The sequence below is a fragment of the Streptococcus sp. HMSC061E03 genome, assembly GCF_001813505.1.
Classification (GTDB): domain Bacteria; phylum Bacillota; class Bacilli; order Lactobacillales; family Streptococcaceae; genus Streptococcus.
Window position 1 is genome coordinate 1171934 of sequence record NZ_KV812784.1, and the last position, 25055, is coordinate 1196988.

General features: G+C 41.9%; 23 protein-coding genes and 1 pseudogene. 4 read left to right on the top strand and 20 right to left on the bottom strand.

Translation table 11 applies throughout. From position 1 onward, the window contains the following. From HMPREF2917_RS11695 to HMPREF2917_RS05955, 5 genes are all read right to left on the bottom strand, one after another. Window positions 1–479: ABC transporter ATP-binding protein (locus HMPREF2917_RS11695; RefSeq protein ID WP_256324254.1), on the bottom strand; the 479-nt coding region annotated here is incomplete at its 3' end. Window positions 480–655: 176 nt separating this feature from the next. After that, complete coding sequence (locus HMPREF2917_RS05940; RefSeq protein ID WP_021152825.1) at window positions 656–1219, bottom strand: hypothetical protein; 564 nt, start codon at window positions 1217–1219, stop codon at window positions 656–658. Between the two features lie 214 nt (window positions 1220–1433). Continuing rightward, window positions 1434–2543 carry a DUF4767 domain-containing protein gene (locus HMPREF2917_RS05945; RefSeq protein ID WP_070589544.1) on the bottom strand — a complete coding sequence of 370 codons (1110 nt, stop codon included), beginning with the start codon at window positions 2541–2543 and terminating at the stop codon, window positions 1434–1436. A gap of 355 nt (window positions 2544–2898) precedes the next feature. Beyond that, entirely contained in the window at window positions 2899–3756 is an 858-nt protein-coding gene (locus HMPREF2917_RS05950) for an alpha/beta hydrolase (protein WP_070589546.1), read from the bottom strand. Beyond that, window positions 3743–5035 carry a PTS transporter subunit EIIC gene (locus HMPREF2917_RS05955; protein ID WP_070589548.1) on the bottom strand — a complete coding sequence of 431 codons (1293 nt, stop codon included), beginning with the start codon at window positions 5033–5035 and terminating at the stop codon, window positions 3743–3745. Before HMPREF2917_RS05955 ends, HMPREF2917_RS05950 begins: the two co-directional genes overlap by 14 nt. Window positions 5036–5347: 312 nt before the next feature. Here HMPREF2917_RS05955 and HMPREF2917_RS05960 point away from each other — a divergent pair, with 312 nt between their 5' ends. The 3 genes from HMPREF2917_RS05960 (at window position 5348) to HMPREF2917_RS05965 (ending at window position 7720) form a co-directional block, all read left to right on the top strand. After that, complete coding sequence (locus HMPREF2917_RS05960; RefSeq protein ID WP_070589550.1) at window positions 5348–6742, top strand: MFS transporter; 1395 nt, start codon at window positions 5348–5350, stop codon at window positions 6740–6742. Continuing rightward, window positions 6729–6851 carry a hypothetical protein gene (locus tag HMPREF2917_RS11700; RefSeq protein ID WP_256317999.1) on the top strand — a complete coding sequence of 41 codons (123 nt, stop codon included), beginning with the start codon at window positions 6729–6731 and terminating at the stop codon, window positions 6849–6851. Before HMPREF2917_RS05960 ends, HMPREF2917_RS11700 begins: the two co-directional genes overlap by 14 nt. 173 nt (window positions 6852–7024) lie before the next feature. Next, window positions 7025–7720 (top strand): VIT1/CCC1 transporter family protein, encoded by a 696-nt coding sequence (locus HMPREF2917_RS05965; protein WP_070450388.1) that lies wholly within the window; start codon window positions 7025–7027, stop codon window positions 7718–7720. 184 nt (window positions 7721–7904) lie between these two features. Here the strand turns inward: HMPREF2917_RS05965 and HMPREF2917_RS05970 are convergent, their stop codons facing one another. From HMPREF2917_RS05970 to HMPREF2917_RS06030, 13 genes are all read right to left on the bottom strand, one after another. After that, window positions 7905–8444 carry an NADPH-dependent FMN reductase gene (locus tag HMPREF2917_RS05970; RefSeq protein WP_070589552.1) on the bottom strand — a complete coding sequence of 180 codons (540 nt, stop codon included), beginning with the start codon at window positions 8442–8444 and terminating at the stop codon, window positions 7905–7907. Between the two features lie 334 nt (window positions 8445–8778). Continuing rightward, window positions 8779–9702 (bottom strand): L-lactate dehydrogenase, encoded by a 924-nt coding sequence (locus HMPREF2917_RS05975; RefSeq protein ID WP_031576730.1) that lies wholly within the window; start codon window positions 9700–9702, stop codon window positions 8779–8781. Between the two features lie 153 nt (window positions 9703–9855). Next, window positions 9856–10791 carry an Rpn family recombination-promoting nuclease/putative transposase gene (locus HMPREF2917_RS05980; RefSeq protein WP_070589554.1) on the bottom strand — a complete coding sequence of 312 codons (936 nt, stop codon included), beginning with the start codon at window positions 10789–10791 and terminating at the stop codon, window positions 9856–9858. A 115-nt stretch (window positions 10792–10906) separates the two neighbouring features. Next, window positions 10907–12508, bottom strand: a complete 1602-nt coding sequence (locus HMPREF2917_RS05985; RefSeq protein ID WP_070589556.1) for a type I restriction-modification system subunit M — start codon at window positions 12506–12508, stop codon at window positions 10907–10909. Window positions 12509–12529: 21 nt separating this feature from the next. Further along, the gene (locus tag HMPREF2917_RS05990; RefSeq protein WP_070589558.1) at window positions 12530–12823 is read right to left on the bottom strand and encodes a helix-turn-helix domain-containing protein; all 294 of its coding nucleotides are present in this window, start codon (window positions 12821–12823) and stop codon (window positions 12530–12532) included. Next, window positions 12813–13178 carry a type II toxin-antitoxin system RelE/ParE family toxin gene (locus HMPREF2917_RS05995; protein ID WP_070589560.1) on the bottom strand — a complete coding sequence of 122 codons (366 nt, stop codon included), beginning with the start codon at window positions 13176–13178 and terminating at the stop codon, window positions 12813–12815. Before HMPREF2917_RS05995 ends, HMPREF2917_RS05990 begins: the two co-directional genes overlap by 11 nt. 165 nt (window positions 13179–13343) lie before the next feature. Next, window positions 13344–14591 carry a restriction endonuclease subunit S gene (locus HMPREF2917_RS11585; protein WP_070589563.1) on the bottom strand — a complete coding sequence of 416 codons (1248 nt, stop codon included), beginning with the start codon at window positions 14589–14591 and terminating at the stop codon, window positions 13344–13346. After that, window positions 14588–15781, bottom strand: coding sequence for a reverse transcriptase domain-containing protein (locus HMPREF2917_RS06005; RefSeq protein ID WP_176745949.1), 1194 nt, complete (start codon window positions 15779–15781; stop codon window positions 14588–14590). Before HMPREF2917_RS06005 ends, HMPREF2917_RS11585 begins: the two co-directional genes overlap by 4 nt. 669 nt (window positions 15782–16450) lie before the next feature. After that, window positions 16451–17242, bottom strand: coding sequence for a hypothetical protein (locus tag HMPREF2917_RS06010; RefSeq protein ID WP_256324255.1), 792 nt, complete (start codon window positions 17240–17242; stop codon window positions 16451–16453). 515 nt (window positions 17243–17757) lie between these two features. Further along, on the bottom strand, window positions 17758–20751 hold the full coding sequence (locus HMPREF2917_RS06015; protein WP_070589566.1) for a type I restriction endonuclease subunit R: 2994 nt from the start codon (window positions 20749–20751) through the stop codon (window positions 17758–17760). A 126-nt stretch (window positions 20752–20877) separates the two neighbouring features. Further along, complete coding sequence (locus HMPREF2917_RS06020) at window positions 20878–21243, bottom strand: TIGR02328 family protein (RefSeq protein ID WP_070589568.1); 366 nt, start codon at window positions 21241–21243, stop codon at window positions 20878–20880. Then, window positions 21244–21621 carry a YbgA family protein gene (locus HMPREF2917_RS06025; protein WP_070589570.1) on the bottom strand — a complete coding sequence of 126 codons (378 nt, stop codon included), beginning with the start codon at window positions 21619–21621 and terminating at the stop codon, window positions 21244–21246. A 107-nt stretch (window positions 21622–21728) separates the two neighbouring features. Further along, on the bottom strand, window positions 21729–21986 hold the full coding sequence (locus tag HMPREF2917_RS06030; RefSeq protein WP_003011864.1) for a SemiSWEET family transporter: 258 nt from the start codon (window positions 21984–21986) through the stop codon (window positions 21729–21731). A gap of 287 nt (window positions 21987–22273) precedes the next feature. Between HMPREF2917_RS06030 and HMPREF2917_RS06035 the strand changes: the two genes are divergently transcribed. Next, window positions 22274–22537, top strand: a complete 264-nt coding sequence (locus HMPREF2917_RS06035) for a SemiSWEET family transporter (RefSeq protein WP_003012241.1) — start codon at window positions 22274–22276, stop codon at window positions 22535–22537. A gap of 367 nt (window positions 22538–22904) precedes the next feature. On the opposite strand, the gene HMPREF2917_RS06040 is transcribed toward HMPREF2917_RS06035, so the two are convergent. Beyond that, complete coding sequence (locus HMPREF2917_RS06040) at window positions 22905–24890, bottom strand: ABC transporter permease (protein ID WP_070589571.1); 1986 nt, start codon at window positions 24888–24890, stop codon at window positions 22905–22907. After that, window positions 24891–25055 (bottom strand): annotated as a pseudogene (locus tag HMPREF2917_RS11705) (ABC transporter ATP-binding protein); the annotation flags it as partial.

Here is a 25055-nt window from a genome sequence, read left to right on the forward strand (position 1 = left end):
ATGGCCCGTGCTACGGCTACCCGTTGTTTTTGTCCACCAGAGATTTCGTAAGGGTATTTTTCTAAGAGCTGGTGAATGCCCAACTCCCGACTCACGCTATCGACCTTACTCATCATTTCCTTGATTGGTCTGCGGGAAAGGACCAAGGGCAGGAGGATATTGTCCTTGACAGATAAGGTGTCGAGCAGGTTGAAATCTTGAAAGACAAAGCCTAGTTTTTCCCGGCGGAAGCTGGAGGCGTCCTTGTTTTTGATGGTTGAGGTATCGGTGCCATTGAGGTAGACCCGCCCTTCCGTCGGCTGATCCAGCATGGCTAGGATATTGAGGAGGGTGGATTTCCCGGATCCTGATTCCCCCATGATAGCCACGTACTCACCCTTTTCCACGGTGAAGTGAATATCCTTTAAGGCTTCAACCTGCGTTCCTTGAAAGCGGGTTTTGTAAATTTTTTTGATATGTTGAACGTCTAGTAGGGTCATGGTCCATTCCTTTCTAGCTCGATAAAAGCTTCAATCGTTTTTTACAAATCTATTGTACTAAAACTGAAACGCTTTCACCATAACATAACCTTACATTTTACCCTTTATTTCTTACATTTTTGTAAGAAAGCAAAAATAGGCTAGGACTTGAGGTCCTACCCTATTTTTTTCATTGATTATTCAGCTGATGAAGAGAGCAATGGCGCAATTGATTTATATGCACTTTCAAGAGCTTGTTTCATAGTGTCACGTCCAGATTTCAATTGTTGTACAAAAACAGTACGCCCTTGTTCAGGAACAACCGTATCATCTGAACCACCAGTTGAAAGTGCTGTATCAAATTGAGTTTTTGATTCGTCCAATGTCTTGAGAGCTGGTTCCACTTGTTGAGTATATTTAGATCTCAGTGATTCGGGAATTTGATCGCCAATATCTTGAGCATATTTTTTATAGTTATCCACTAATTTACTATAAAGAGTTTTCATATCACCAATTGTTTTGGCATTATCGATTTCATCATCAGTCAACAAGACAATTTCTGGAATTTTAACAGAAGAGGTTGCTGATTTAGATGATTTTGATGAACTGCTTGATTTGCTTTCTGAAGTAGATGATTTTTCTACTTTGCTAGAAGAAGCTTTTGCATCTTTGCTTGATGATTCTGAAGCAGTTTTACCAGAACAAGCTGCTAACGTTGCAACTGACAAGAGAGCCACACCGGCTGTAAGAAGTTTTTTCATATTTTTTCTCCTATAAATAAAGAATGAATATATTTTAAATGATTTTCCTTTAATTGTCAAACATTTTCTGTTTTTAAACACTTGTATACCGCTAATTATCACTAGTTTTTAACATATTTTCTATCCTGAAAAATATCGTTTATTTTGTATTTTTATTCATTGTTTGGGATAAACAAAACCAGAAAAACAGTCGTTTTCTGGTTTATTCTTCTTTTTATTGATGAAGCAGTTGCGTAAATTCTTCTTGAAGTTCCTTGTTGTCTGTTGGTTTTAGGTACATCTTTCCACCATTGGTCGTTGGGGAATGAAAGACGATCCCCTCTCCTGTATCTGTAATGGCAAAGAAATAACTATGCACATCTGGATACTTGTCCCAATTGCTATAGCGTTCTACGATTCGGTATTTTGCATTTCCTTGACCAGTATCTGTATAAATAGCATCCATCTTGCTATTGTCCCCTAGAGTATAGAGGTTGTCTGGTCCTACATCACCGCCAGCAATGCCTTTTTGGTAGTTGGGTTGCCCCATCTTTTGACCCCAGGTCTTCATAAATTCTGCTAATTTTGCTGATTTTTCAGCATTCCATGGCGTTTTCCCCTGGCTTTGGGTATCGCCTCCTGATGGTGTGCTTTCAAAGGTTTGCCAGTCAAAACTCTTGAGATCCAGTTTATCCTCATCAGATTTTCCAAAGAGGGCATTCAGATCTGACCCAGGTACCTGAACTTCTTCTTCCTGGACTTTTGTCGCGGCTTGAGGTGTCTTTTCTATTCGTGAAAGCACGGCTACACCACGGCCAGTTCCCGACAACCAGCTGACTTCCAGGACTTCTCCTCCCTTATAGAGGGTTGTCGCATTGCGCGCTCCTCCGTGTCCAGCAACGAAACCTTCTGCAAGCAAGGTCGGCTTTTGGTCCTTGAGGTAGTAGACTCCTGTCGCAAAGTAGCTCCCATCGGTTTGCTGGTTGGCGATGATCATCTCATCTACCCCATCGCTATTTAAGTCCTTAAAGGCATAGCGAACGGCTTCTGGCTGATTGATGACAGTCTCGATCACCCAGCTATTGATCATTCGATCTTCTTTGGCTAATTGAGAATTTAATTTGGAAATAGCATCCAAATCATTTGAAGTGGCAAAAATCTTTTGATAGTCTGAAAAAACAGACTGGTATAATTGTTTGTTGTATGCTTGTTTCTTTGCTGAAGTCTGGCTGGTTGCAACCTCTTTTTTAGGACTGGACTGGCGCTGGTATCTTTGGTAACATCCTGTTAACAAGACCATACTCGAAGCCGCTAATCCCAACTGCATCCAATGTTTTCTTTTCATCTGATCTCCTTTAGTCTCCCGTGTTTTCATACTGATCTTTATTATACTAAAAAAAGTGGGAGTGGGAAAGAACTCCTAAAATTAAAAAGGTTGAAAAGGTTCCCCAAACCTTTTCAACTTTCCCTCCCCCGCATAGCTTCAACAGTCTGGGAGACTGTTGAAGGTTGTAGATAAAGGAAACTTTGTTTCCATCATTAGGTCATCTTTGGAGCTTGAAAAGCGAACGAATACTTAGGAAACTTGCTTCGCAAGTCCTATCTACCACCTTAAAGCAGTGCTTTGAGCAATCAACCACTGCGTCATACAGTTATGCTTATTAAACATAGAAGTCTGGAGAGTTTTTGCTCAGCCACAATTAGTTTTCTTTATTTGGTTTGGTTCTACGATCCGGTTGACTTTCAATATGCTCTTTCACCAAGGCAACCACCTCATCATTGGTTGGAAGGTCCGAGTGCTGGGCATCTTCCCCCGTCACTGTGATCTCCGTATAACTAGCAGCTTGGTTTTGGTAGATATATTTCCCAGCAGAAACACTGGCATCTGGGACCAACTCATCGGAATCATAGGTGATGGTTCCTGCTACTGAATACATATAAAGCGTATTAGGGATGGCTTTTTTCCCCTTGATAAAATCGGCTAACATCTCAGATTTGTTTTGAATATTGGTTTCCGTGAAATTATAGGGAGTTCCGATGGTCATGAGGGTCGTGAGATCCACATCATAATCTTCTAGATAATTTTCGATAAAGGCTGTATAAATCAAGCCCCCGTTAGAATGACCCAAGCCCTTGAAATTATTAAAATTGTATTTTTCTTGAAGGGCTTCAAAGGCTTGATTGAATAGTTTAGCCTGCTTTTTAATATTGCTATAGCCATCTTTGTTGTTTTCAAAACCAACCACAATCACTGGTTCATTGTCCTTGGCATCAATACTACCGCTATAGGTGATATTCCCATCATTCCATACCTTGAGCTTGAGAAGACTGTGCTTGGTGCCTTGGCGGCCTTGGTTGAGCTTGGTCACCAAGCCATCAAAGCGGTTCTCTGTTGCTGAGCTTCCTGGAATCATGATGATGGGCGACAGTTTGGAATTATAAAATTTCTCGATTTTTGAAACATTGGTTCGAGTCCAGCTATAAGAAGGAATGGCTAAACCGATCAAGAAAAGACAGACCAAAGTGAGGACGATGGCTGTTTTTTTAGAGACTTTCATCGCTTTCTCCTTTCACTTTTAGATCTTTTCGAATACGATTTCCCATGCGGACAAATGGTAGATAAAGGAGCACGTCTATCGCAAAACAAAGTATACTGACAGCTAAGGCTCTCAGACTTCCTCCCGTTCCAATGAAAGCATAGAGAAGGCTCGGAGTCCCATCTGGCACTGGATAGACGGCTGCTGGCATCAGCTTAAAGCACAAAGCCACAGCAGCGATGGCCATATTGACCAAGGGGATCAATAAGAAGGGAATCACATATAGAAGATTGAGCAGGACCGGAATCCCTACCATGAAGGGGGCACCGTTATTAAAGAGGCCTGGAAAAATACTGAGGAGACTGACTTTCTTGTCCTTTCGACTGTGGGAGACCAGTAAGATCGCTACCAAAAGTGCTAGGACAGCGCCAATTCCAGCTACCATGCCAAAACTCCGATACAAATTGGTCAAAGTATAGAGATGAGGAATCCCCGTCGTTGTATGATGGGTCACAGCGTAATTCAGATTTTCTAAAGCAAAACTGTCATCCACAATTGAGTTTAGGGCAAAAGCCTGACTGTTGCCGACCCAAGCTGATAAGCCACTGAAGAGTCCCATAACAAAAGTGGACAGGAAATGATGACTGCTTATAGTCAGAGAGCTAAAGAATTGACCGATCATTTGAAAAATACGGTACTGATTGCCAAGAAGGAGAAGAATATTCAGGCTAACCCCCAGAACCAAGGACAAGAAAATGGGACGCACAGTCTTGGGCTGATAGATAAAGTCTTTGTCCACAATCTGGTCGTCACTAGCCTTGGATAGTCGAAAGATCTGTCCGATTAGATAGCCTAAAACAATGGCTAAGAGGATATTGGTCGTCGCAGGTAAGTTAATTCTTGTCAGTTGCCCATCATTGAGTGGTCCCACCAACAATTCCTGAGACCCTACAATCAAGCTGACCAAAAGAGCAGTCACGCCGGCTGTCCCCGTACTTCTACCATAGTGCCCAGCTGTATATTTCCCAGCGAAGTAGGTTGCTAAAGGCCCTGCTAGACCTCCTAGAAAGTTGGAAAAATTAATAAGAACCTGGCTGATAGCTTGATTCCATGGCAACCAACTGTCCATCGAAAAGAGCTGATGGATATAGCCTCGATCAGAAAAGACCGATAAGGCAATCACTCGAATGATTCCTGAAAATAAGAAAAAAGGAAATAAGGAAACCAGGGTTTTCTGGGAAATCTGAATAAAACTTTTTTCTCGTAACCAGAAAAACTTCTGGACTAAATACTTGGTCATGGCGCCCCCTATTGGTGTGTTCACATTGCTTGCTTTCATCTTATTATATCATAGTGGTGAGCAATCCCTTTCATTTGGAGAAGCATCATCTTTTGAGAATACTTTTAAAATTTTCATAATTTTTGAAAAACTCTTTGACAGGGGTCTTCATTTCCTCTATACTATTTGTTAGCTAACAAAACGATGAATCAGGTTACCGTCGGTCCTGCTATGCCCATAGCGATTGGATTTGACGAAAAATGAGAGAGCTAGGATGGATTTTCAGACCATTTTTACAACATTATAGAAAGATTTAGGAGGAATCAGACGTCTATGTCACAAGAAAAAATTTCAGCCAAGGTCTTGTTCGCGATCTTTGCGACAGGGATCCTGTCCTTTTGCGGGGTGGCTGGAGAGACTGCCATGAATATCACCTTCCCGATATTGATGAAGGAATTTGAAATCAACACCGCAACCGTCCAGTGGGTTACGACCATCTATCTTCTAGTGGTTGCCTGTGTGGTCCCCTTATCTGCTTATCTCAAGCGTTCTTTTAAAATGAAGTCCATCTTTTTAGTTGGAAATCTCCTATCTGTTTTAGGTGTTCTTATCGACTTCTTAGCTCCAAATTTTGGCTTTGTGGTCCTGGGGCGATTGGTCCAAGGAATGGGGGTTGGTTTTGCCCTCCCTCTGATGTTTAATATCATTTTAGAACAAGTCCCAAAACGTAAGATCGGTCTCATGATGGGAGTGGGGACCTTGATTACAGCCATTGCACCCGCTATAGGGCCTACTGTCGGGGGACTCTTAACAGCTAGCTTCGGCTGGCGGTCCATCTTTTTAGTTCAATTCCCGATCCTTCTAGCTTCACTAGTTGCAGGACTTCGCTCCATTGAGCAAATCAGTAAAGTCAAGCGGGAAACCTTTGATATCGTGAGCCTTCTTGCCATCATTGCCCTTTTCATAGGGTTGATTCTAGGTATTCATGGCCTAGCGGATCATGCGTTTTTCAGTTTTTCTGTGCTTGGTTGGCTGGTGATCGGAACCTTGGGACTGGTCCTTTTGGTCTGGCGGTCCAATCAGTTAGAGACTCCCATTATCAATCTTTCTATTTTGAAAAATCATCGTCTCACTGGCCATATTCTAGCCTTCTTCACCTTTCAATTAGGCTCTCTTGCCATGAGTTTTCTTCTTCCTAATTATATCCAATTGGTCAACCACTCAAGCACTACGCTTGCAGCCTTGATGCTGCTTCCAGGAGCCATCATTGGAGCTGGCTTTGCTCCTTTCTCTGGTCTGATTCTAGATAAACTGGGGGCCCGCAAACCGATCCTCCTTGGTGCTGCTTTCATCCTTCTGGCCCATTTTCACTTCACCCTCTTGGGCCTGAAGCTGACAAATGGTTTGATTCTCGTCTTTTACATGCTCTTCATGACCGGTATGGGACTTGCCTTTGGAAATATCATGACAAACGGACAGAAACAACTCTCTCTGGAAGAGCAACCCGATGCGAACGCAATCTTTAATACCTTGCAACAATTTGCAGGTGCTGTTGGAACAACTCTGGCTTCCTTGATCGTTGCCATGAGCCAAGCCAATCAAAAGCTGGATTTCACCCAAGCCACAGCTAAAGGCAGTCGCAATGGTTTCATGACCTTATTTGCCTTAGGTATTTTCCAACTCCTTCTCTTATTTTGGGTGGTGGGAAAAGATAATGAAACCAACTAATTTATCTCGTCAAAAAACAGCAGGAAGCCTGCTGTTTTTTGTTATCCTTTCCGCACTCGCGTTAGAATGCCATCAGGATCCTCAAAAATTATGCACTTCTGCTAAATAAACCTTGATAGGATAGGTGTATGTCAAATTCTCTCTCCATTTTGCTTGTAATGTCAAATTTTACAACTAAAAGGTTCCATTAAATTGTCTAACTTTTATCATTTGAGTTAAAATCCTTGATTTCTTTCTGTATTTTATTTATAATCATTCTAAATAAGGAAAAGGAGACATTGTATGACTGAAATAAAACATGGAGTAGATGAATCATTTAGCGATCGCTTGAATATTTTGAGAGCTGCGGTTCTAGGGGCCAATGATGGAATCATTTCTATCGCTGGAGTGGTGATCGGGGTGGCCAGTGCCACGCATAACATCTGGATCATTTTCTTATCTGGCTTGTCTGCAATTCTGGCCGGTGCCTTTTCGATGGCGGGTGGTGAGTATGTTTCTGTTTCCACACAAAAAGACACGGAAGAAGCTGCTGTGAACCGCGAACAAGCCTTATTGGATCGCGATCCAAAGTTAGCTAGAGACTCTCTCTACCATGCTTATCTTGAAAATGGAGAATGCGAAACTTCAGCAAAAATTCTGACAGAGCGCGCCTTTCTGAAACACCCCCTCAAAGCCTTGGTCGAAGAGAAATACGGCATTGAATACGAAGAATTTACCAATCCTTGGCATGCAGCTGCATCTAGCTTCCTTGCTTTTTCTATTGGTTCCCTTCCTCCAATGCTCTCTATCATTCTCTTTCCAGCTAACTATCGCATTCCAGTGACAGTCTTCGTTGTTGGACTATCCTTGATCTTCACTGGCTATACCAGTGCGAAACTAGGAAAAGCACCAACCAAGCCAGCCATGCTTCGCAACCTGATCATTGGCCTCCTTACCATGGGAGTAACCTATTTCTTTGGACAACTCTTTAGTATCTAAAAAAGCTGAAACTTTTGTCTCAGCTTTCAGAACGTAGACAAACCCTAGCAACAATAGAAACATTGCCATTTTGTAGGTTGGACACCATAGAATGAAAACTCTTAGGAATGCTGATATAGCGCTATTCTTAAGAGTTTTTTTACTTTCTCTATTTTTAAGAAAATTGTCCAAAATGGACTTTTTCTTATGCTTCCAATAGAGCTTGTGCTTGTTTTTTCAATCCTTCCACTGCTTCATCTGTCAAGATCAATTCACCTGTTCCCCAGGCTTCTGGGTTCACGGTTGTTCCTGTGAAGTCACCCACTACTTGAGTCCGAACGAATGGTAAGAGTGCTTGGTAAGCCGCAAACATTGGCTCGTGTCCTGCATTAGCGACTGAAGAGACGGTTACGATCTTGTCTTGGAGGGCAGATGGACCACGTGTTTCTGATAGGTCAAGCGCACGGCTGAGCCAGTCGATCAGGTTTTTCACTACACCTGGAATGGCAAAGTTGTAGACTGGTGAGAAGATCCAGATAGCATCCGCAGCAAGGACTGCATCACGCGCTGCTTGCACAGCTGGCAAGGTTGGCGTTTCCAAATCTTGGTTCATCATTGGGATGCCCTTGTAGTCCAAGTAAGTCACCGTTGCTTTTCCTTCAAGAAGGCTTTCTGCTTTCTGAGCCATTTGGTGGTTGAAAGATCCTTGACGAAGGGATCCGACGATAAATAAAATGTTTCTCATAGTTGCTTTCTCTTTCTGTTGTAAGAATATTTGTTATATTAACTATTATACATGCCCTAGATGTAATGTCAAGAATTACAACTTGGAATTTTAACTTTTACTCCATTTCGATAGGGGAATCCTAAAAAGAGTCAGATAAAAAAGGTTGGACAATAATAGCCAACCTTCAATAAATCATAACCGTATAAATCTATAGAGGATCAACATCCAAGAAAAACAAACCCCAGAGATCTTTACAATCCAATTAATGATGACTTCAAGCCCGCTATCTAGTCTTGCTCGACAATCCAAAAACAATTAAAAGGCTAGGACTTTTGTCCCAGCCTCCTCTCTTTTATGCATGCTCCAGCCCTTTTCGTGTGTTTTCCTTAATGGTTTCGGCTGAATGGAGTAATTTTTCTTTTTCTTCTTCTGTCAAATGCAAGTCCAATCGTTCGATAATTCCTTTTCGACCTACAATCGCTGGATAGCCAAGATAAGTTCCGTATTCTGGACGATAGTTAGAGACCGGCATTTCCTCGTGGCTATCATTGATCACAGCTTCTGCTAAGCGTTGGGCTGCTGCAGCAATCCCAAAGTTGGTATAGAATTTACCAAAAAAGACAGTATGACCACCACGCAAGGATTCGTAGTTAATGGCGTCCAGCTCTTCTTGAGAGAAGAGATCGGTAATAGCATGTCCTTTGACACGGACCTGACTCCAAGCGACAAATTGAGAATTCCCATGCTCACCGAGGTTGTAGCCTGATACACTAGCAGGAGAAACCTGCAAACGATCAGCGACTGCGCGCTTCATCCGAGCTGTATCCAGTAAGGTCCCTGTCCCAATCACCTGCTCTTTTGGAAGGCCGGTATATTGTTGATAGAGTTGAGTGACTGCATCGACCGGATTGGTCACTACCAATAAGACCCCGCTAAAGCCAGAAGCCTTCAAATCACGCGCCACTTGCACCACTTGCTTACTGGTAAAGGGAAGCTCCGCAAAACGGTCATCTGTGTTGTTAGCCTGCAACTCGATATTTCCAAGAGTCGACACCACAACATCCGCATCTTTTAAAGCCGCGTAGTCATTGACCGTGATATGAACCGGATACCCCGTATTGGCAACTGTATCACAGAAATCCAAGGCATCTGCCTTGACCTTTTTCTCATTGGTATCAATCAAGACCAAGTGATCACAGGTGTGTTTCAAAATCATGCTGTGGGCCAAGGTCGCACCCACATGCCCCAAACCAATAATACCAATTTTTCTTGTCATCAGAATCCTCTTTTCTAGTATCGATCACACTGTTGGTGAGGATAGCTCTTTGTTGACTCTATTCTACCACAATTCTAGAAAGGCGGATTGAAAAAATGGGAAAATTTTCAATTTTTTTCAAAAAAGAAAAGAGGCGGTGCCTCCGTTTATGACTTAGGAAAGAAGAGCCTCAATTTCTTCAATGGTTAAGCCCGTCATATCTGAGATAAGCTCAGGTGTCATTCCTCGTGAGACCATTTTGCGGATTAACTGCAGACGTTCTTCATTACGACCTTGTTCCAGGCCTTTTTCTAAACCTTGTTCCAGACCACGTTCCAATCCTTGCTCCAAACCTTCTTCTCGCGCTTCATCAATCGCTGTCTCCATAGTCATATCATAATTTTCTTGAATGCGAATCCGCTCGTCTATCATGGTCTTCTCCTCCTTAGTCCAGCTAGATGAATCTAATAATGAATCTGCATGAGCCACAGCCTGACTGGGAGCTTTTGTAAAGGGAAGATTCCCAAAAAACTCCAACCACTGTCTGCCTGCATCTGTCAGCTTCTCATCTTTATTATACTTGTCTAGCTCTAAAAAGGCAACCTGCAGAAGATTTTGGTGCTTGCCATTTTTATAATAGGTCTTGAGTTGCTTTCCGGACCGGCTATTGGTCAGCCAGTATTTATTGATGGCGGCCTCTTCGTCCAGTAAGAGCGACTTCTCCAAAATCGCAATCCCATAGACGGGCTCCATCTGCTCGTACATCTTATGAGTCTGGCCTTGCTGTCGCAGTTTTTGCACATTCTCCACCAGCTGATTGGCCAAATAGTAATGGAATCGATTCAAGAAATACTGCTGCTTGCGAATCTGGATCTCGATGATCACCTCGGTTCCATCATGGAGCTTAGCTCTCACATCCACCGCAGTGGAGAACAAGTCATCCTCCTCATAGGCCATGCTGTGGGGCTGGCTTCCCTCCACAATCTGAGCATCCGCTACATCCAGCTCTAAAATATCCCGAATAAATGCTGCCGTCACCTCCGGCAAACTAAAAATCTTCTTGGCCATGATGTCCAAGGTCGGCGATACATGCGCGTGTCTCTTTTGCATCCCTGCTCCTTTTCGATAAAAAATAGAGGGAAGGTCCCTCTACTTCTATAATTCGAAAAAAATTTGGGAAATAGCGAATAAAGTACCCTTTACCTAATCCCTATCTCCTCGCACCCTAGCCCTTAAACTCTTGGACAAATTTCTTGAGTTCGGCATCTGCTTCTGGAGTCGTTCCATGAAGCTGGCTGAGCATGTCTAGAAGAGAAGCTGTCTGGGTTTCAATCGTCGCATTGGTTTGGTTAATCTTAGCCACGATCTCTGTCAGTGGCTCTACTTCTTCTTCCTCAAAGGTGTCCACATAGCGTGGGATATTGAGGTTGTAGTCATTCTCGACGATCTCCTCAAAACTAGCCAGATGAGCAAACTTATCCATGTCCTCTCTGCTCTTATAGGCCTTGAGGATCTTCTCGATATGGGCATCCGTCATGATGTTCTGGTTCTTGCCCTTGTCAAATTCCTTAGAGGCATCGATAAAGTAGACATCACGATTAGTACGGTTCTTTTTGAGAATGATGACCGTCGTTGGGATGCTGGTATTGAAGAAGATATTGGCAGGAAGACCAATCACCGTATCAATGGCCCCTTCTTCCAGCAAGGCCTTGCGAATGGTTCCTTCAGCATTGCCACGGAAAAGGACCCCGTGAGGAAGGACGATAGCCATGACTCCCTTGTCCTGCTTGAGATGGTAATAACCGTGCAAGAGGAAGGCGAAGTCTGCCTTGGATTGAGGGGCGAGCTTACCAAATGGGGAGAAGCGTGGATCTTGAAGGAAGCCAGAGCTTGCAGACCACTTAGCTGAGTATGGAGGGTTCATAAGGACCCCATCAAAGTTGGTTGGCTCTTGAGTCGGCCAGTCTTCGTCTAACGTATCGGCATTGTGCAAGAACTGGTTTTCCACCGGAACCCCGTGTAGGATCATGTTCATCCGAGCCAAGTTATAAGTAGAGGTATTGAGCTCCTGACCAAAGTACTGGACGGTTTGAGGCTGGTGGGAATACTTCTTGGCATTGAGCAAGAGGGAGCCCGATCCCATCGTGGCATCGTAGATGGTAAAGCCCTGCTCGTCTTCACGCCCTAAAAAGGCAATCTGGGTCATGAGCTTGGCTACAGGCTGGGGTGTATAGAACTCACCAGCTTTCTTACCCGAGTCGGTCGCAAACTGACCAATCAAGTACTCGTAGGCATCCCCAAGCATGTCTCCTGCATGACCTGCCACATCCAGCACTGCCAGTTCTTTCATAACAGCAGCCACTAGCTGGTTTTGCTTTTGAGGAGTGGCCCCTAGCTTCTTAGAGTAGAGATCAATGTCCTCAAAGAGGTTTTCATAGAGGTCATCACTTTGCTCGATGTCTCGGAAACCCTGAGCCAGATCTTCCAGCTGGAAGGTACCTTCATTGACCCGGTCTACCAAGGCCGTAAAGGTCAAGTCTGGCTTGATGACAAAGTTGAGTTCATCGGTGATAACAGTGATGAGATCCTCTTGAGAGTCGGGATCCTCATAGTAGGTTCGGTAAAGAGCCAAGGCTTCATCCAGACTTTCTGTCTCCTCCTCCATAGTCTCCGCTACAAAGAAGAGCAACTTATCTGAGAGGTACTTGTAAAAGATCATCCCCAAAAGGTAAGACTTGTAGTCATTGGCATCCATCTTAGAGCGGAGCACATCCGCTGAGTTCCACAGGGCTTGGTAGAGCGACTGGGAGGTTTGTGTTGTTTCCATAGTAATTCTTTCTGATTTCTTTTAGACCTTTTCTTGTTCCAGTGGGACGACAGCGAGGGTCTTGCCCAGACTGGCTAAGACTTTCAAGACCGTGTCCAATTGAGGACTGGTCTTGCCTGTCTCCATCCGAGCGATGACCGGTTGACTGACCCCACTGAGTTCTTCTAGTTTCTTTTGGCTAATGCCCTTTTCATGACGAGCCTCGATCAGCTCAGTCATAATCGCGACCCGCAGATCACTTTCCAGGATTTCTTCCTTGGTGAAGAGCTCTACTCTCACATCTTTCCAATTGCTGCCGATGGCACTATTCTTCATCTCTTAGCCCTCTTTCCTTCAAATCTTGCAACTCTCGCTTGGCTTTCTCGATCTCTCGTCTAGGTGTCTTTTGCGTCTTTTTGACAAAATGATGCAGTAAGACAAAGCTCCCATCCAGCCAAGCCACGAATAAAATACGATCCCGCAAGGGTCTCAACTCCCAGATCTCCGCATCCAGATGCTTGATGTAGGGTTGACCAGCACGTGTTCCATGCTGGCTCAAAAGCTCGATGTAGTCGTTGAGCTTGTTGAGTTTGATCCGGCTGTCCTTATTATCGTGACGAGCCAGCTCCCTCATGTAGTCCAATACCGGTTGATTCCCCTGTTTGTCCTTATAAAAATAAATAGCGTGCACAAAGCAACCTCTTTTCGAATTTATTATAACTCTAAAGTTATTAAAAGTAAATACTTTTAAGTTATTAAATACTAAGGAGCACCCTTTGAAAGAATCAAAGGGGCTCACTTATACTATTCGAAAAATGCTGTGCTTATGAGTGCGGATAAAGGGAATTTTTGAAGGTTAAATAAACATATCTTGTAAGAGTTTCTTTTTGAGTGTTTCGAGTTGTGAAATCTTTTCTTGGTGAGCAGCGATGAGGTTATCGAGGTTAGAGAAATAGGCACCGATGGCTTGTTGTTCTTGAAATACTGGACATAAAAATTCGTATTTTTTAAAGTCAACAGTCGTAAAACTTGCCTGATTTACCGCAGGTTTTGTAATAGATTTTATATAATTTTGATAACTTTGTACGAAAGTCATTAAATATATAAAATAAGGATAGTAGCCTTCTTTTACGGTTAATTTCAATATATTTGTTGTATATATTGTCTCTCTATCTGGTTCTCTTGACACAATTGCAGCAGTTCCCATCTTTGCCTCACTATTTATAAAATTAACTAATATGTCATTCTCTTTTACAAAATAATTTGCGGTATTAGCTCCTTTAGGATCTACCTTAAACCAGTATTTTATATCTCTATCCAAATTCAAATTTCCGTCACTAATGTTGTTAGCTCTAATAACTGGAAGGCCAATATCATCATTTGATAATTCTCGCGACAAGCCACTTTTTAACTCAGATAATACATCACCTAATTTCATAATTCTCCACTCTCCTTCGAATCCATCCAAACGAATCTCAGGAACGGCCTGTCCAGCTTTGGAAAACATCTTGGAGAGCATGGTCGCCTTGAGAGATTGGTAGTTGGCAAGATTGTCCTTGTAGCTAGCCAGGAGGTCGTCGAGGGTACGGAAGAGGGAACCGATGGCAGATTGTTCGTCAATCTCAGGAAGACCTATTTTCTTTGATAGCAAGTCTTCTTTGGTAATTCCTTTAATTGAAGTTCCTTGCAGTTGTGTACTCTCTTTCTGGAGCATTCTATAGATACTATAGACTAAGAATTGAGTATCTCCATCAAAATCTGAAAGAGACAAAAAATCTTGACTTGTTGCATAATCTTGATCTATGATAGCTAATTTACCAACACCAACTCTGGTAACAATAGCAATAGAATTTTTAGGAATTAATTTCGCTGACGAATTTTGTAATCCTTCCTCTGAAATAAATTTTTGCGGTATAACACCATATAGTATATCCTTTTGGATATCAGATGACTGAATCCACGGTATAGAGCCACCCCAAAAAGTTGGCTCTTTTGTACTCGGAGTCCCTCCAGTTTTGAACTGACTAGCTAAATCACTAATCTTTACAAAAAGCCAATTCTTATCAAATTTTTCAAATCTATATATAGGTGATTCAATTTTCATTTATTACTCTTTTCAATGCGAGAGTGAATTCGGTACCCTAGCGCACTCTCAATTTTCTTCTTCCTATTTTTTAATTGCAACAACATCAAATTGTTTGTATTTGGACTAATTTTATCAAAAATATGTTGAGCACGCTTAACGTAGCTTATAAAATTACTCGGGTAGTATTTGGATTTTCCAAAATCTGTATACAAAGAATAAATCTTATGTCGATTGGGCAACTTTTTTAAATTTTTATTTTTTTTAATACTCTTCGATTTGTAGATTAATTTTCTTGCTTCGCGATAAAATTTATAAATACTTTTTTCACGTAATTTAACATTAATACCATCAAATGTAAAACCTAAATAATCAACATGACTTTCTTTACCTAGGCTATTATATATTACATCATCTTTTATTAGATATGTTTTATTCTTTTCAGCTTGGAGACAAATTCTGTTAATATCTGCTAAACTCTCCAATTTTGAATTCATTTTCTTTACATAATCAATGCCATATTCATCCTTTAGCATGTTCTCATTAAGTACTAAAATAAAATCGTCAGAATATCTTTGATAAAAACCATTAAAATCTCTTGCTAAGTCAGATAAATCCTTATCAAAATCAATCGCATATATATTAGCCAATACACCACTTAAAGAATTGCCTTGTGGTATTCCATAAGAATTAGTGTTTATGTAGCATTTATGTGTTTTCTGATATTTCCTAAAATCTCTTATACTATTAAAATAGCTATAATACTTCTTTTGAACTAACGGGCTATTTGATGATTCTAGACTTTCCTTATCAATATAAGCAAATTTTGTTATAGATTTAAAAACATTATACCAATCATCAGATAATTTTTGAACATTAAGTACTCGAATTAATCTTTCTTTCAACAATCTATGATCGAGAGTATCAAAGAAATGTTCAAAATCTCCAACAATAATTAGTGCATTTTTTTGACTTTCAATAAAAGATATAGCTTCTGCAGCAAAATTAATACTACTTTGATGCTTTTTATTGGTACGATAAGCAACTGAATATTGATTAAGCTTTGTACTTTTCATCCATTCATTATATTTAATGTTTAATAAGTCCGAGTAATACTTATAAATATAACTATCTAGGTGGCCAGAATACATTAAAGTACGAACTTTACGTTTTATAGGTCGAACACTTGATATTTTTAATTGTTTTCCCACATACTTCTCAGTTATTCTTTCATAACGCAAAAAAGGAAGAAAGCTATGATGAGCAATCTTTTTGGAATTTGAAACATATAACTTTACTTTATCAAAACTAATACGCTTATCAAGGTGCTTGTATTGCTTACAAATGTATAATTTAAAATTAATCTCGTTCATAATAATAAAAAAGGAGCAATATTAGTAATAGGTCGGTAATCCTATATATAACCAATATTGCACACATATTAAAATAAATTACCGATTTTTAAATTCGTCGTAATCTCAATAAGAATATTAATTAAAAGTTGTTTGAACATATCAAACATCTCCTTTCTTATTAATGAGTATTTGACTCTTTTCATAAGAGTAGAGATTGTCCTCACCAATTCTAGCTTGACAATCTCGACTCTGATACGCTGGCCGAAGGACAGTCGTGTCAAAGTTCGTATTATTATCCTACATAACAACACGCCTGTAATGAAGATTACAGGTGAAAACGTCCTGAAATTATGTAGAGAAATCAAGTTCTGTACGATTGAGACAACGAAATTCGTATTCCCACGCGGCTAAACCCGTGGACTATATTATAATAACATTTTATAAAAATTCGTCAAGTTGTTCTATAACACCATAAATTATATCTTAATCAAAAATAAAGGAAATTTTTATTGATAATTATATTTTTTACTTAATTGCCCATTCTTTTAACAAAAGATTAGGAATCTCATCCGGTTTTACTGGAATATAATCACCAAATAGAAAACTATAATCAGAGTCCATACCAAAATTTGGTTGCTGAAAAAGTTCTTTACTTAGTTGACTCAGCTTATTATCCTGCATAATTACATCACAAGTGTTTTTATTAATAAAAAAATTTTCAGTATACGCAAAAATGATGTAATTTAAAAATTCTTTTACTTTTTCTGCACTTTCACTATTAAATTGATGTCTAAGGCTTCTATATTTCTTATTTTTCTTATGATAAAAAGCCAGAATTAAAGATGTTTTTTCTAATGGAAATATTACCAAATGAAAATCCTGCATTTTAACATCTGACCTAAAATCGTAAACGTTATTAACTGGATAACCATACATATCTGTTTGCAATGTTACTGCTACTTGAGTAGCAATAGGTACTACAAAAGGAAGTAACTCTTTATAAAGTATCTGATAAGCTCCCTTTGTATTGTTTTTTATTTCTCTTTTATGTACATTTACTTCTTCATGAAAGTCTCTTAAATCTAAAAAATGTTGTTTCTCTAATAAATCAAAACCTATTATTCTATTTTCAAATAAATTATATAATTCAATTTCTTGACTTCTTTTTGAAATATTAATCAATTCATTTTTTAAAGCAATTTCAGCTAACATACGATCAGAAATATCTCCAAGCAAGGCCTCTTCAGATTCGTAATTTTTAAAAAATTCATTGTCACAGTTATGACATAATTTTTGTAGACTGAGCAACTTTCCCATTTTCTGATATATTTTTTAATACGAATCTAGGGACGGAATGGGAATTACATAATCCTGCTAAATCTTTATCACAAAGTAAACATTTTTGTGGCTTAGAGTTTTTTCTTGCTTCTTGAAATATCTTAGATATTTTTCTTTTTATTTCAATGTTAGTCAATTTCTGTAACCTCTCTATCTTTTAAAAGATTATAAATTATTTTTATATTGTATTTTATAATTTTAATAATTGATGATAATTATGTTTGAGATTATTAAAGTATTCCAAAATTCACTACCCAAACTAGTCATCATCCACGACTAATAGTTTTTCTACACTTGTTATTATATCAAGATAAAGAAATACAAACAATAGCAAAACACTTTATATTGTGTAAATATTATAATCTACATTCACAAACCACAATATATTGATTTTGAATTTAAGGTTAACATTATAAATCACACTATAAAAAGCCCTACATAGGGCTTTTTAAACTATTTTTAAAATAATCTATCTATAAAAAAACTATATATAGTTACCTCCCCACTCTCAGTGGTTCAATCACCTCTTCGATCAGTTGGGTATAGGCTTCTTTGATTTGTTTTTTATAGCTGAGTGGGTTGAGGGCATCTGCTACTTCTGCCTTGTAGTCTTTGTAGCGTTGGCTCTTGGTCAGCTGGCTTTCGCCGGCTTGTTTTTTGGCACCCTTGCGGTAGTGTTGGATATAGTAGCGCAGCTCGTCGGCTCCGATATACCAGTTTTTGGCGAAGCTTACGATATGGCTATCGATGATAGATTCAATCATCTGGTCTAAGACTCCTGTGATGGATTGTCCTCGGTAGCGTTCGGGCTCTTCTTGGACTTGGATCCAGAGGCTTTGGATGATCTCTGCTAGGCTTGGATTGGTCCGGCTCAGGCTCTCGATATAGCTATCCACGGTTGCGATATCCTTGTCACTCAGGGTCTGCTCCTCATTTTCCTCCTGCTGAATCATACTCTGGATCAGCATCAGGATATAGGCATAGTTGATCTCATCGACTTGGACAGACTCCAGCTCATAGTGGATATCCAGCTCATCTTCCCTGCCCACTTCTGGGTCCCTGCTCTTGATCTCCGCCAGGATATTTTGATAGAGGCCCAGATAGGCTTCGAGCTGACTGTCGCTGAGGCCTGTTTCCCGATAGATCTCTTCCTTATCATACTCTGAGTAGACGCGGATCGAGGCTTGGTACTTGTCAAAGACCTGATAGGCTTTGGCGACCTTGCGGAGCTGGGCTGTTGGAGCCTGCTCGAGGGCGACTCCTTCTTCTTCGAAGTCTGTGACTTGGCCTTTAAACTCTGCCCAGGCTTTTAAGAAGTTGCGCTTCTCTTCTTCCCAGCTTGGTGCCAGGACCTCATTTTCTCCTCCATTGGAGTAGAGCTTGAGGGCATTGTCGACAGCTTCCTTAAAGGCTTGAGGACGCTGGAAGGTGATGATATGGCCGAAGTGCTTCCTGTCATCAAAGATCCGATTGGTCCGGCTAAAGGCCTGGATCAAGTCCTGTGGGCGCATAGGCTTGCGATCGATAAAGAGCGTAGAAAGACAAGGTGCATCAAAACCAGTCAAGAGACGATCGACCACGATGACCAGATCCAACTGCTCATTGCGGTAAAGGTACTTATCCTGCTTTCTAGCCAGGCGATTGTTGACATCGGTGTTAAAGCCCCGCAGATCCGCTAGGCTAAAATGCGTACCAAACTCTTGGTTGTAGTCCTCCATGACCTGCTTCATGTGGTCTTGGTAGCCGATGGACTCCTCCTCATTTTCAGATACTGAGTAGGTGATGGTAAACTTTGGAAAATCTGGCAAATGGCGTTTGACCCGTTCGGAAACCTTGACTCGCTCCTTGCCAGCGAGAATGCTCTTGAGCAGATTGTAGTAAGCCTGTGCTCGTGGGATAGACTTGACTGTCAAGATAGCCTCATAGCTCTTTCCGACCCCTTTAGGGATATTGAGCTGTTGCTGGCTCTTATTGAGGATGGCATCTAGGACCTCTAGCATGTGCTCCTTGTCCTCATAGGCCTGGTCTGGGATCTCTTCTTCTAGCAGATCTGAGATGATGGTATTACGGTAGTCGACCTTAAAGCCTAGAACCGCTCCATCATGGATGGCTTCCTTGACCGTGTATTCATGTAGGCGATCGCCATACTGTTGGTGGGTGGTCTGAGCCAGGTCACCCACTTGCTTGCGTTTGTTTTCCTTAAAGATCGGAGTCCCTGTAAAGCCATACCAGAGAGAGTTCTTGAAATAGGCCTTGATCTCCTTTTGCGTCTGTGGCGTGACCGCCCGGTGGCACTCATCCACGACAAAGGCCACGCGCAGGTCCTTGATCTTCCCAGCATCCCGCTGGTACTTTCCTTCTTCAAACTTGCGCATCATGGTCGTGATTTTCTGGATGGTTGTCACCACCACGCGCTTGTCATTGCCCCCTAGGCGCTTGACCAGTTCATGGGTATTGTCCGTCTCGTCGATATCGATGACATCATTGGCCGCATAAGATAGGAAGGACGAGGTCGTCTGCTGGTCTAGATCTCTGCGGTCAACGACAAAGATGGTCTTTTGGATCGCTGGGATCTGCAAGAGATTGCGCGCTACCTTGTAAGAGGTCAGGGTCTTACCTGATCCGGTCGTATGCCAGATATAGCCCGACTCTTGGCGACGAGAGGCTTCCTGTACAGCCTCGATGGCATGGATCTGGTAGGGACGCAGGAGGATGAGGGCCTTCTTGCTATCGTCGATGATCGAGTACTGCATGACCATCTGGTGGGCCCGAGGGATGGAGAGAACCTCATGAGCAAAGCTGTTGAGATCGATCATGGGCTGGTTGTCCTTGTCCACCCACTTGGTTAGGAATTGCTTGTTTAGCTTGCTTTCACGCACTGCAGCGATATAGCGTGTGTCGACTTTATTGGTCACGACAAACATCTGTAAGCTCGAGTAAATCCCCCGGAACTTGCCTTCACGGTCGTACTTTTTGATCTGGTGAAAGGCATCTAGAAAGGCTACTCGTGGACTCTTGAGTTCGATATGGATGAGAGGCAGGCCATTGATCAAAAGGGTCGTATCGAGCCGTCGATCTTGGTCTAGCGGATAGGCCTTGTCTCGTTCGACTTGATTGACCACTTCATAGCTTGACTTACCAGCAGCGATATTGTCCCGCCAAATGACCGCCAGACGGATGGTCCCTAGACTGGCATCCTCACGTTGGACTTCAACCTTGGCGATGCCATTTTCACCTGCTAGCCACTTGGCTGCTTCATAATAGCTGACAAAGTTGAGCTGGTTCTTGATCTGGCGCTTTTCCTGATCGGTCAAGGGATGGTCCGCTAACAAGGCGACATTATTTTGCGCGAGCTTGTCAAAGAAATTGTCCCATAACTTGTCTTCATTCTTGAGATCCTGGCGATAAGTCCACTGACTCTCTCCTGATGTCAACTGCTGGATTAACTGTCTTTCAATCTCAAGTTCTGGAGTTGCTACTGCCTTCATCCGTCTATCCTTTTCCTGTACATAATCTCCTATTATTATAGCATGTTTGGGAAAGAAATTAACGCTTTCAAAGCATTTTGTTGGTTTTTGGCGTAAAAAAACGAACCTGGTCTGGTTCGTTCTTTCTTAGTCTAGTTGGATTCCTTTTTCTGCTAGGTTCTCCAGGCATTCTTTAAGATAGGTGTTCTGATGTTCAGGATAGATAGGGTTGCTCAAGTCTTCTTCTTCCAGTTCTGGATAAGCTGGGCAGGTCTTGCCTCGGTAGGTCGACTCCCACCACTCTGGGCTAACCTTGTAGCCACGAGCGGTCATCTCCTCCATGATCAGGCGGTGATAGGCATAGAGGCGATAGGGCGAGTAGTCAAAGACATAGTTGACCGTCGCATGCTTCTTGCCCCAGCCATTGCCTCGAAGGGCGCAGCATTCCCGGTGTTGGCCGAGGAGCTGGGGTCGAGGGAGTTTGCTGATCAAATCTTGGTGCCACAGTCTCATTTATTGACCTCCTAGTAGTGTCGAGTCTTGTAAGTAGCGATTTGGATAGCGCTCAAGGAGCGTCTGGATCCCCTTGATGAGATCCTCTTGGCTAGCTTGGCCATGCTGGTATTTCTCAAGTAGCAGCATAAAGTCCGCCTTTTCCTCTGCAGTCGCCTGCTTTTTGAAATAGCCCCAGATATGCTGAAAGGCATTGGAGACCTGGCCACGATTTTCTGGCAAGGCCAGCGCTTGCTGGATCAGGTCCTCGACGTGGCTGACCTCCACCTGGTCTCGCTTGAGGTATTCCCGGATTTCCTTGTAGATATTACTCGAACGACTGAGCACCAGGTATTTATTTTTCGCCCATAGGACTTGACAGTGATGTTTTTGCTCCACTCTTGTCTCCTTTTGATCTTCTCTATGAATAGTCCTCCCATTATACCATGGAAATGAGTGAAGTCATAAAAAAAGAAGCCAGACTTTTGTCCAGCTTTTTTAATTAATTACAAGGCTGTGATCGCTGTGATCAAACCAAAGATGATCCCTGGTGCATTAGCTGCAGCAAGTGGAATATCGCGTTCTTTTTTGAAGAGTCCGTAATAGACCCAAAGACTACAGTTGATGGCTGCGACAAGCGGTTGAATAAAGTTCCCTTTGTGACCAGCGAGGTTATCCATGATTTGTGGGAAGTAAGAGACATACATCATCACAGACATAAAGGTCGCAACCCAACCAAGAATTTTCATTTGTTTTTCATTCATTTTGAAACTACCATTTCCTTTTCTTTTTTTAAGTACGCACTATTCTAACGCTTGCCCTCTTAAAATTCAAGTACTTTTTTCAAATGTTACTAAACTGTAAAGTGTCACAATCTTGTGATTTTGCAGGAAGATGGATTTCTTTTCGAGTGAATTTTCTCTCTAGTTGCCATTTTTTGACACTTTGTCTAATTCTTTTGCAAATGTGATCGTTTTCATTTTTCGTAGCATGCAAATTAATTGCATTTTCTTCCTACTTATGCTATATTGATACACAGAGGTAAAATTTTATGAATAAACAAAAAATCAACCAAATCGTTGGCTCGATCGGTGCCTTTATTGGGATTATCGTTTTCATTGCCTACATCCCACAAATTATTGCTAATTTACAGGGAAATAAGGCCCAACCTTTCCAACCCTTGTCAGCTGCTATTTCTTGCTTGATCTGGGTCATTTATGGTTGGACAAAGGAACCTAAAAAAGACTGGATTTTGATCATTCCGAATTCGGCAGGTGTCATCCTAGGGGGATTGACTTTCCTTACATCACTTTAATAGAAAGTGAACAAAGACTGAACTCTACGGGTTCAGTCTTTTTTGTGTATCCCTTTGAAAAACAAAAACAATCGCAGTCGGTTTTCGTACAAAAAAGCCCGCTATGAGCAAGCTAAAAAAATTGACAATTCTTTTCTTTGAATAACCTATGCTGGATTATTGTGCAAAAATATCCAAATAATATCTGATTATTATTAGAGTATATTGAAACTTTCCGCTGTGAGAAAAGTGCCTGAAATAATTATGTTTCAGGCACTCGGAATTATTGAGACCTTAGGCTCAATAATTAGTCATGGAACTTCTTCGAAGTTCGCTGACGTCCGTACTCACCTAAGGAAAGTTTCTAATTTAATTTGAGTTTCTTTTCTTAAATCTGCACAATCTTACGATAGCTCCGAGAGGTGATCCAAAAGACGATTAGGTAGGTGATGAAAAAGACGGCACAGACACTGAGGGTCACGATGAGGACTTGGCTACTATTGATGACACCGAGCACTTTAAGAATCAGGCGGATCATATGGTAGGCAAAGGCCAGGTGGATAAAGGCAAAGATGAGAGGGAGGAAGAAGACAGTCCGCACTTGACGGTTGATGGTCCGTTTGACCTCGTATTCATCGAGCCCCACCTGTTGGAGGATGACGAAGCGGTCACGGTCTTCATAGCCTTCTGAGATTTGCTTGTAGTAGATGACGATGACCGTTCCGACCATAAAGATCAGTGACAAGAAAATTCCGATAAAGAAGATGCCACCAAAGAGGCTATTCAACTCTGCCACATCATTGGCCCGGTTACCTCCATAGATAAATGTTCCTTGGCCCTGTTGACTACTCAATTCATCGATCATCTTGTCATAACTAGCTGCTAGCTTGAGCTGCTGCTCTTCATCGACATTGACATTGAAACCACCGTAGATATTGGTATTGATGGCCAGATTTGGAAACTGAGCGACAAAGGCTGAGAGGTCAGGCACGATCAGGTAATTGAAATCCTCCGTCAGCATATTAAACTGATTGGGCACGTGATCGGTGATAAAATCCTTGCTCACTTCTTCCTTGACTTGGAAGTCATGCCCGTTGATAGTAAACTGCTTTTGCCCCTTAAGAGCCTCGTTATGGGCAAAGAGGATGACTTGGTTGCCTGTCAGATCGACGTGTTCGCCTGTCATGTGTTCATAACTAGCTACATCAAAGACCATAAAGACAGTTTTAGGAGTGACGCTGCGTTCATCAGCTGGATAGACAGTGAAATCCGTGCCCTTTTGTGATTTAACCCCAAAGTTGGCATAGGTCATCAGGTCGCGATTTGTGATCTTGAGATGGTGTTCAGAAGCAAATTCATCAAATTTTTGATTGATCTGCTCCAGATCGACCCCTTTCCCTTGGACAGAGAAATCATGAGGCGCCATGATTTTCTTGACCATTTCGCTACCGACATAGATGTTGGTGGCTGCAGAGATAGTCACCAGCACCATGGTCGAGAGGATGGCAATGGTAGCAAGGCCCACTGCATTTTTCTTCATACGATAGATGAGGTTAGAGACCGAGATCATATTGTTGGGCTGGTAATAATAGCTCTTCTTTTTCTTAAGCAGGTGCAAGAAGACGGTGATCCCCGCATTAAAGAGCAGGTAGGTGCCAATCATGACCAAGATAACCGCTAGAAAGAAGGTCACAAGCGCAATGATAGGGTCTTTGACAGACAAAGCTAGGTAATAGCCAAAACCAAGAGAGGCTAAGCCCAGGATGGTTTGGGGCCACAGGAAGCGAGCTTTCTTTTCTCCACTGGCCTTCTCACGCGTCAACTGCAAGGCATTCAAACGGAGAATGCGCCAAGCATTGAGAAGAATCAAAAGTCCAAAGATGAGACCAAAGGTGACAAAGACCAAGATAACAATCCCAGGTTGGAAGGTAGATACTAGCTGGACCTTCATCTTCATGAGTTTCAAGAGAAAGGCGAAGATCAGCTTGTCAAAGAGGGCTCCAATCAAGACACCGGCTGAGATGGTTAGAAAGCCAAAAAGCAAGAGTTCCTTGAAGATCATGCTGATGAGATGGCGTTTTTCAAGGCCTAGCATGCTGTAGATGCCCAGCTCCTTGGAGCGATTTTTCATGACGAAGCTATTGGCATAGAGCACGATGATAGCTCCTGCGGCATTGACCACGAAGAACCCCAAGCTGAGAGTGAACACTATGGAAGAGCCCCCTCGAAGCTCGGAAATACGGGGATTAAAGGTCAGGGAGTCAAAGAGGTAAGCGATGGTCACTGCGAGAATGACCGCAATCGCAAAGGGATAATAGAGCTTGCGGTTCTTAATCAGATTGGAGCAAGCTAATTTAGTGGTTAATCGAAACATCTACTCCACCTCACTTGCCATGATCGTCAGAGTATCCGAGATTTCTTGGAACATCTGACGCTCTGTCTTTTCCTCGCGGAAGATCTGGTTGTAAAGAATCCCATCCTTGATAAAGAGCACGCGCTTGGCCCTCGCTGCTGCTGCGGTTGAGTGGGTCACCATGAG

Coding starts and splice junctions, on each gene's coding strand:
- HMPREF2917_RS05990 (WP_070589558.1), bottom strand. CDS start 12,823: ATGAAGAATAGTGCCATCGGCAGCAATTGGAAAGATGTGAGAGTAGAG.
- HMPREF2917_RS11700 (WP_256317999.1), top strand. CDS start 6,729: ATGAAACCAACTAATTTATCTCGTCAAAAAACAGCAGGAAGCCTGCTG.
- HMPREF2917_RS11585 (WP_070589563.1), bottom strand. CDS start 14,591: ATGAAAATTGAATCACCTATATATAGATTTGAAAAATTTGATAAGAAT.
- HMPREF2917_RS05970 (WP_070589552.1), bottom strand. CDS start 8,444: ATGAGAAACATTTTATTTATCGTCGGATCCCTTCGTCAAGGATCTTTC.
- HMPREF2917_RS06030 (WP_003011864.1), bottom strand. CDS start 21,986: ATGAATGAAAAACAAATGAAAATTCTTGGTTGGGTTGCGACCTTTATG.
- HMPREF2917_RS05965 (WP_070450388.1), top strand. CDS start 7,025: ATGACTGAAATAAAACATGGAGTAGATGAATCATTTAGCGATCGCTTG.
- HMPREF2917_RS05950 (WP_070589546.1), bottom strand. CDS start 3,756: ATGAAAGTCTCTAAAAAAACAGCCATCGTCCTCACTTTGGTCTGTCTT.
- HMPREF2917_RS05960 (WP_070589550.1), top strand. CDS start 5,348: ATGTCACAAGAAAAAATTTCAGCCAAGGTCTTGTTCGCGATCTTTGCG.
- HMPREF2917_RS05945 (WP_070589544.1), bottom strand. CDS start 2,543: ATGAAAAGAAAACATTGGATGCAGTTGGGATTAGCGGCTTCGAGTATG.
- HMPREF2917_RS06040 (WP_070589571.1), bottom strand. CDS start 24,890: ATGTTTCGATTAACCACTAAATTAGCTTGCTCCAATCTGATTAAGAAC.
- HMPREF2917_RS06015 (WP_070589566.1), bottom strand. CDS start 20,751: ATGAAGGCAGTAGCAACTCCAGAACTTGAGATTGAAAGACAGTTAATC.
- HMPREF2917_RS05980 (WP_070589554.1), bottom strand. CDS start 10,791: ATGCAAAAGAGACACGCGCATGTATCGCCGACCTTGGACATCATGGCC.
- HMPREF2917_RS05955 (WP_070589548.1), bottom strand. CDS start 5,035: ATGACCAAGTATTTAGTCCAGAAGTTTTTCTGGTTACGAGAAAAAAGT.
- HMPREF2917_RS06020 (WP_070589568.1), bottom strand. CDS start 21,243: ATGAGACTGTGGCACCAAGATTTGATCAGCAAACTCCCTCGACCCCAG.
- HMPREF2917_RS05940 (WP_021152825.1), bottom strand. CDS start 1,219: ATGAAAAAACTTCTTACAGCCGGTGTGGCTCTCTTGTCAGTTGCAACG.
- HMPREF2917_RS05975 (WP_031576730.1), bottom strand. CDS start 9,702: ATGACAAGAAAAATTGGTATTATTGGTTTGGGGCATGTGGGTGCGACC.
- HMPREF2917_RS05985 (WP_070589556.1), bottom strand. CDS start 12,508: ATGGAAACAACACAAACCTCCCAGTCGCTCTACCAAGCCCTGTGGAAC.
- HMPREF2917_RS06035 (WP_003012241.1), top strand. CDS start 22,274: ATGAATAAACAAAAAATCAACCAAATCGTTGGCTCGATCGGTGCCTTT.
- HMPREF2917_RS06010 (WP_256324255.1), bottom strand. CDS start 17,242: ATGGGAAAGTTGCTCAGTCTACAAAAATTATGTCATAACTGTGACAAT.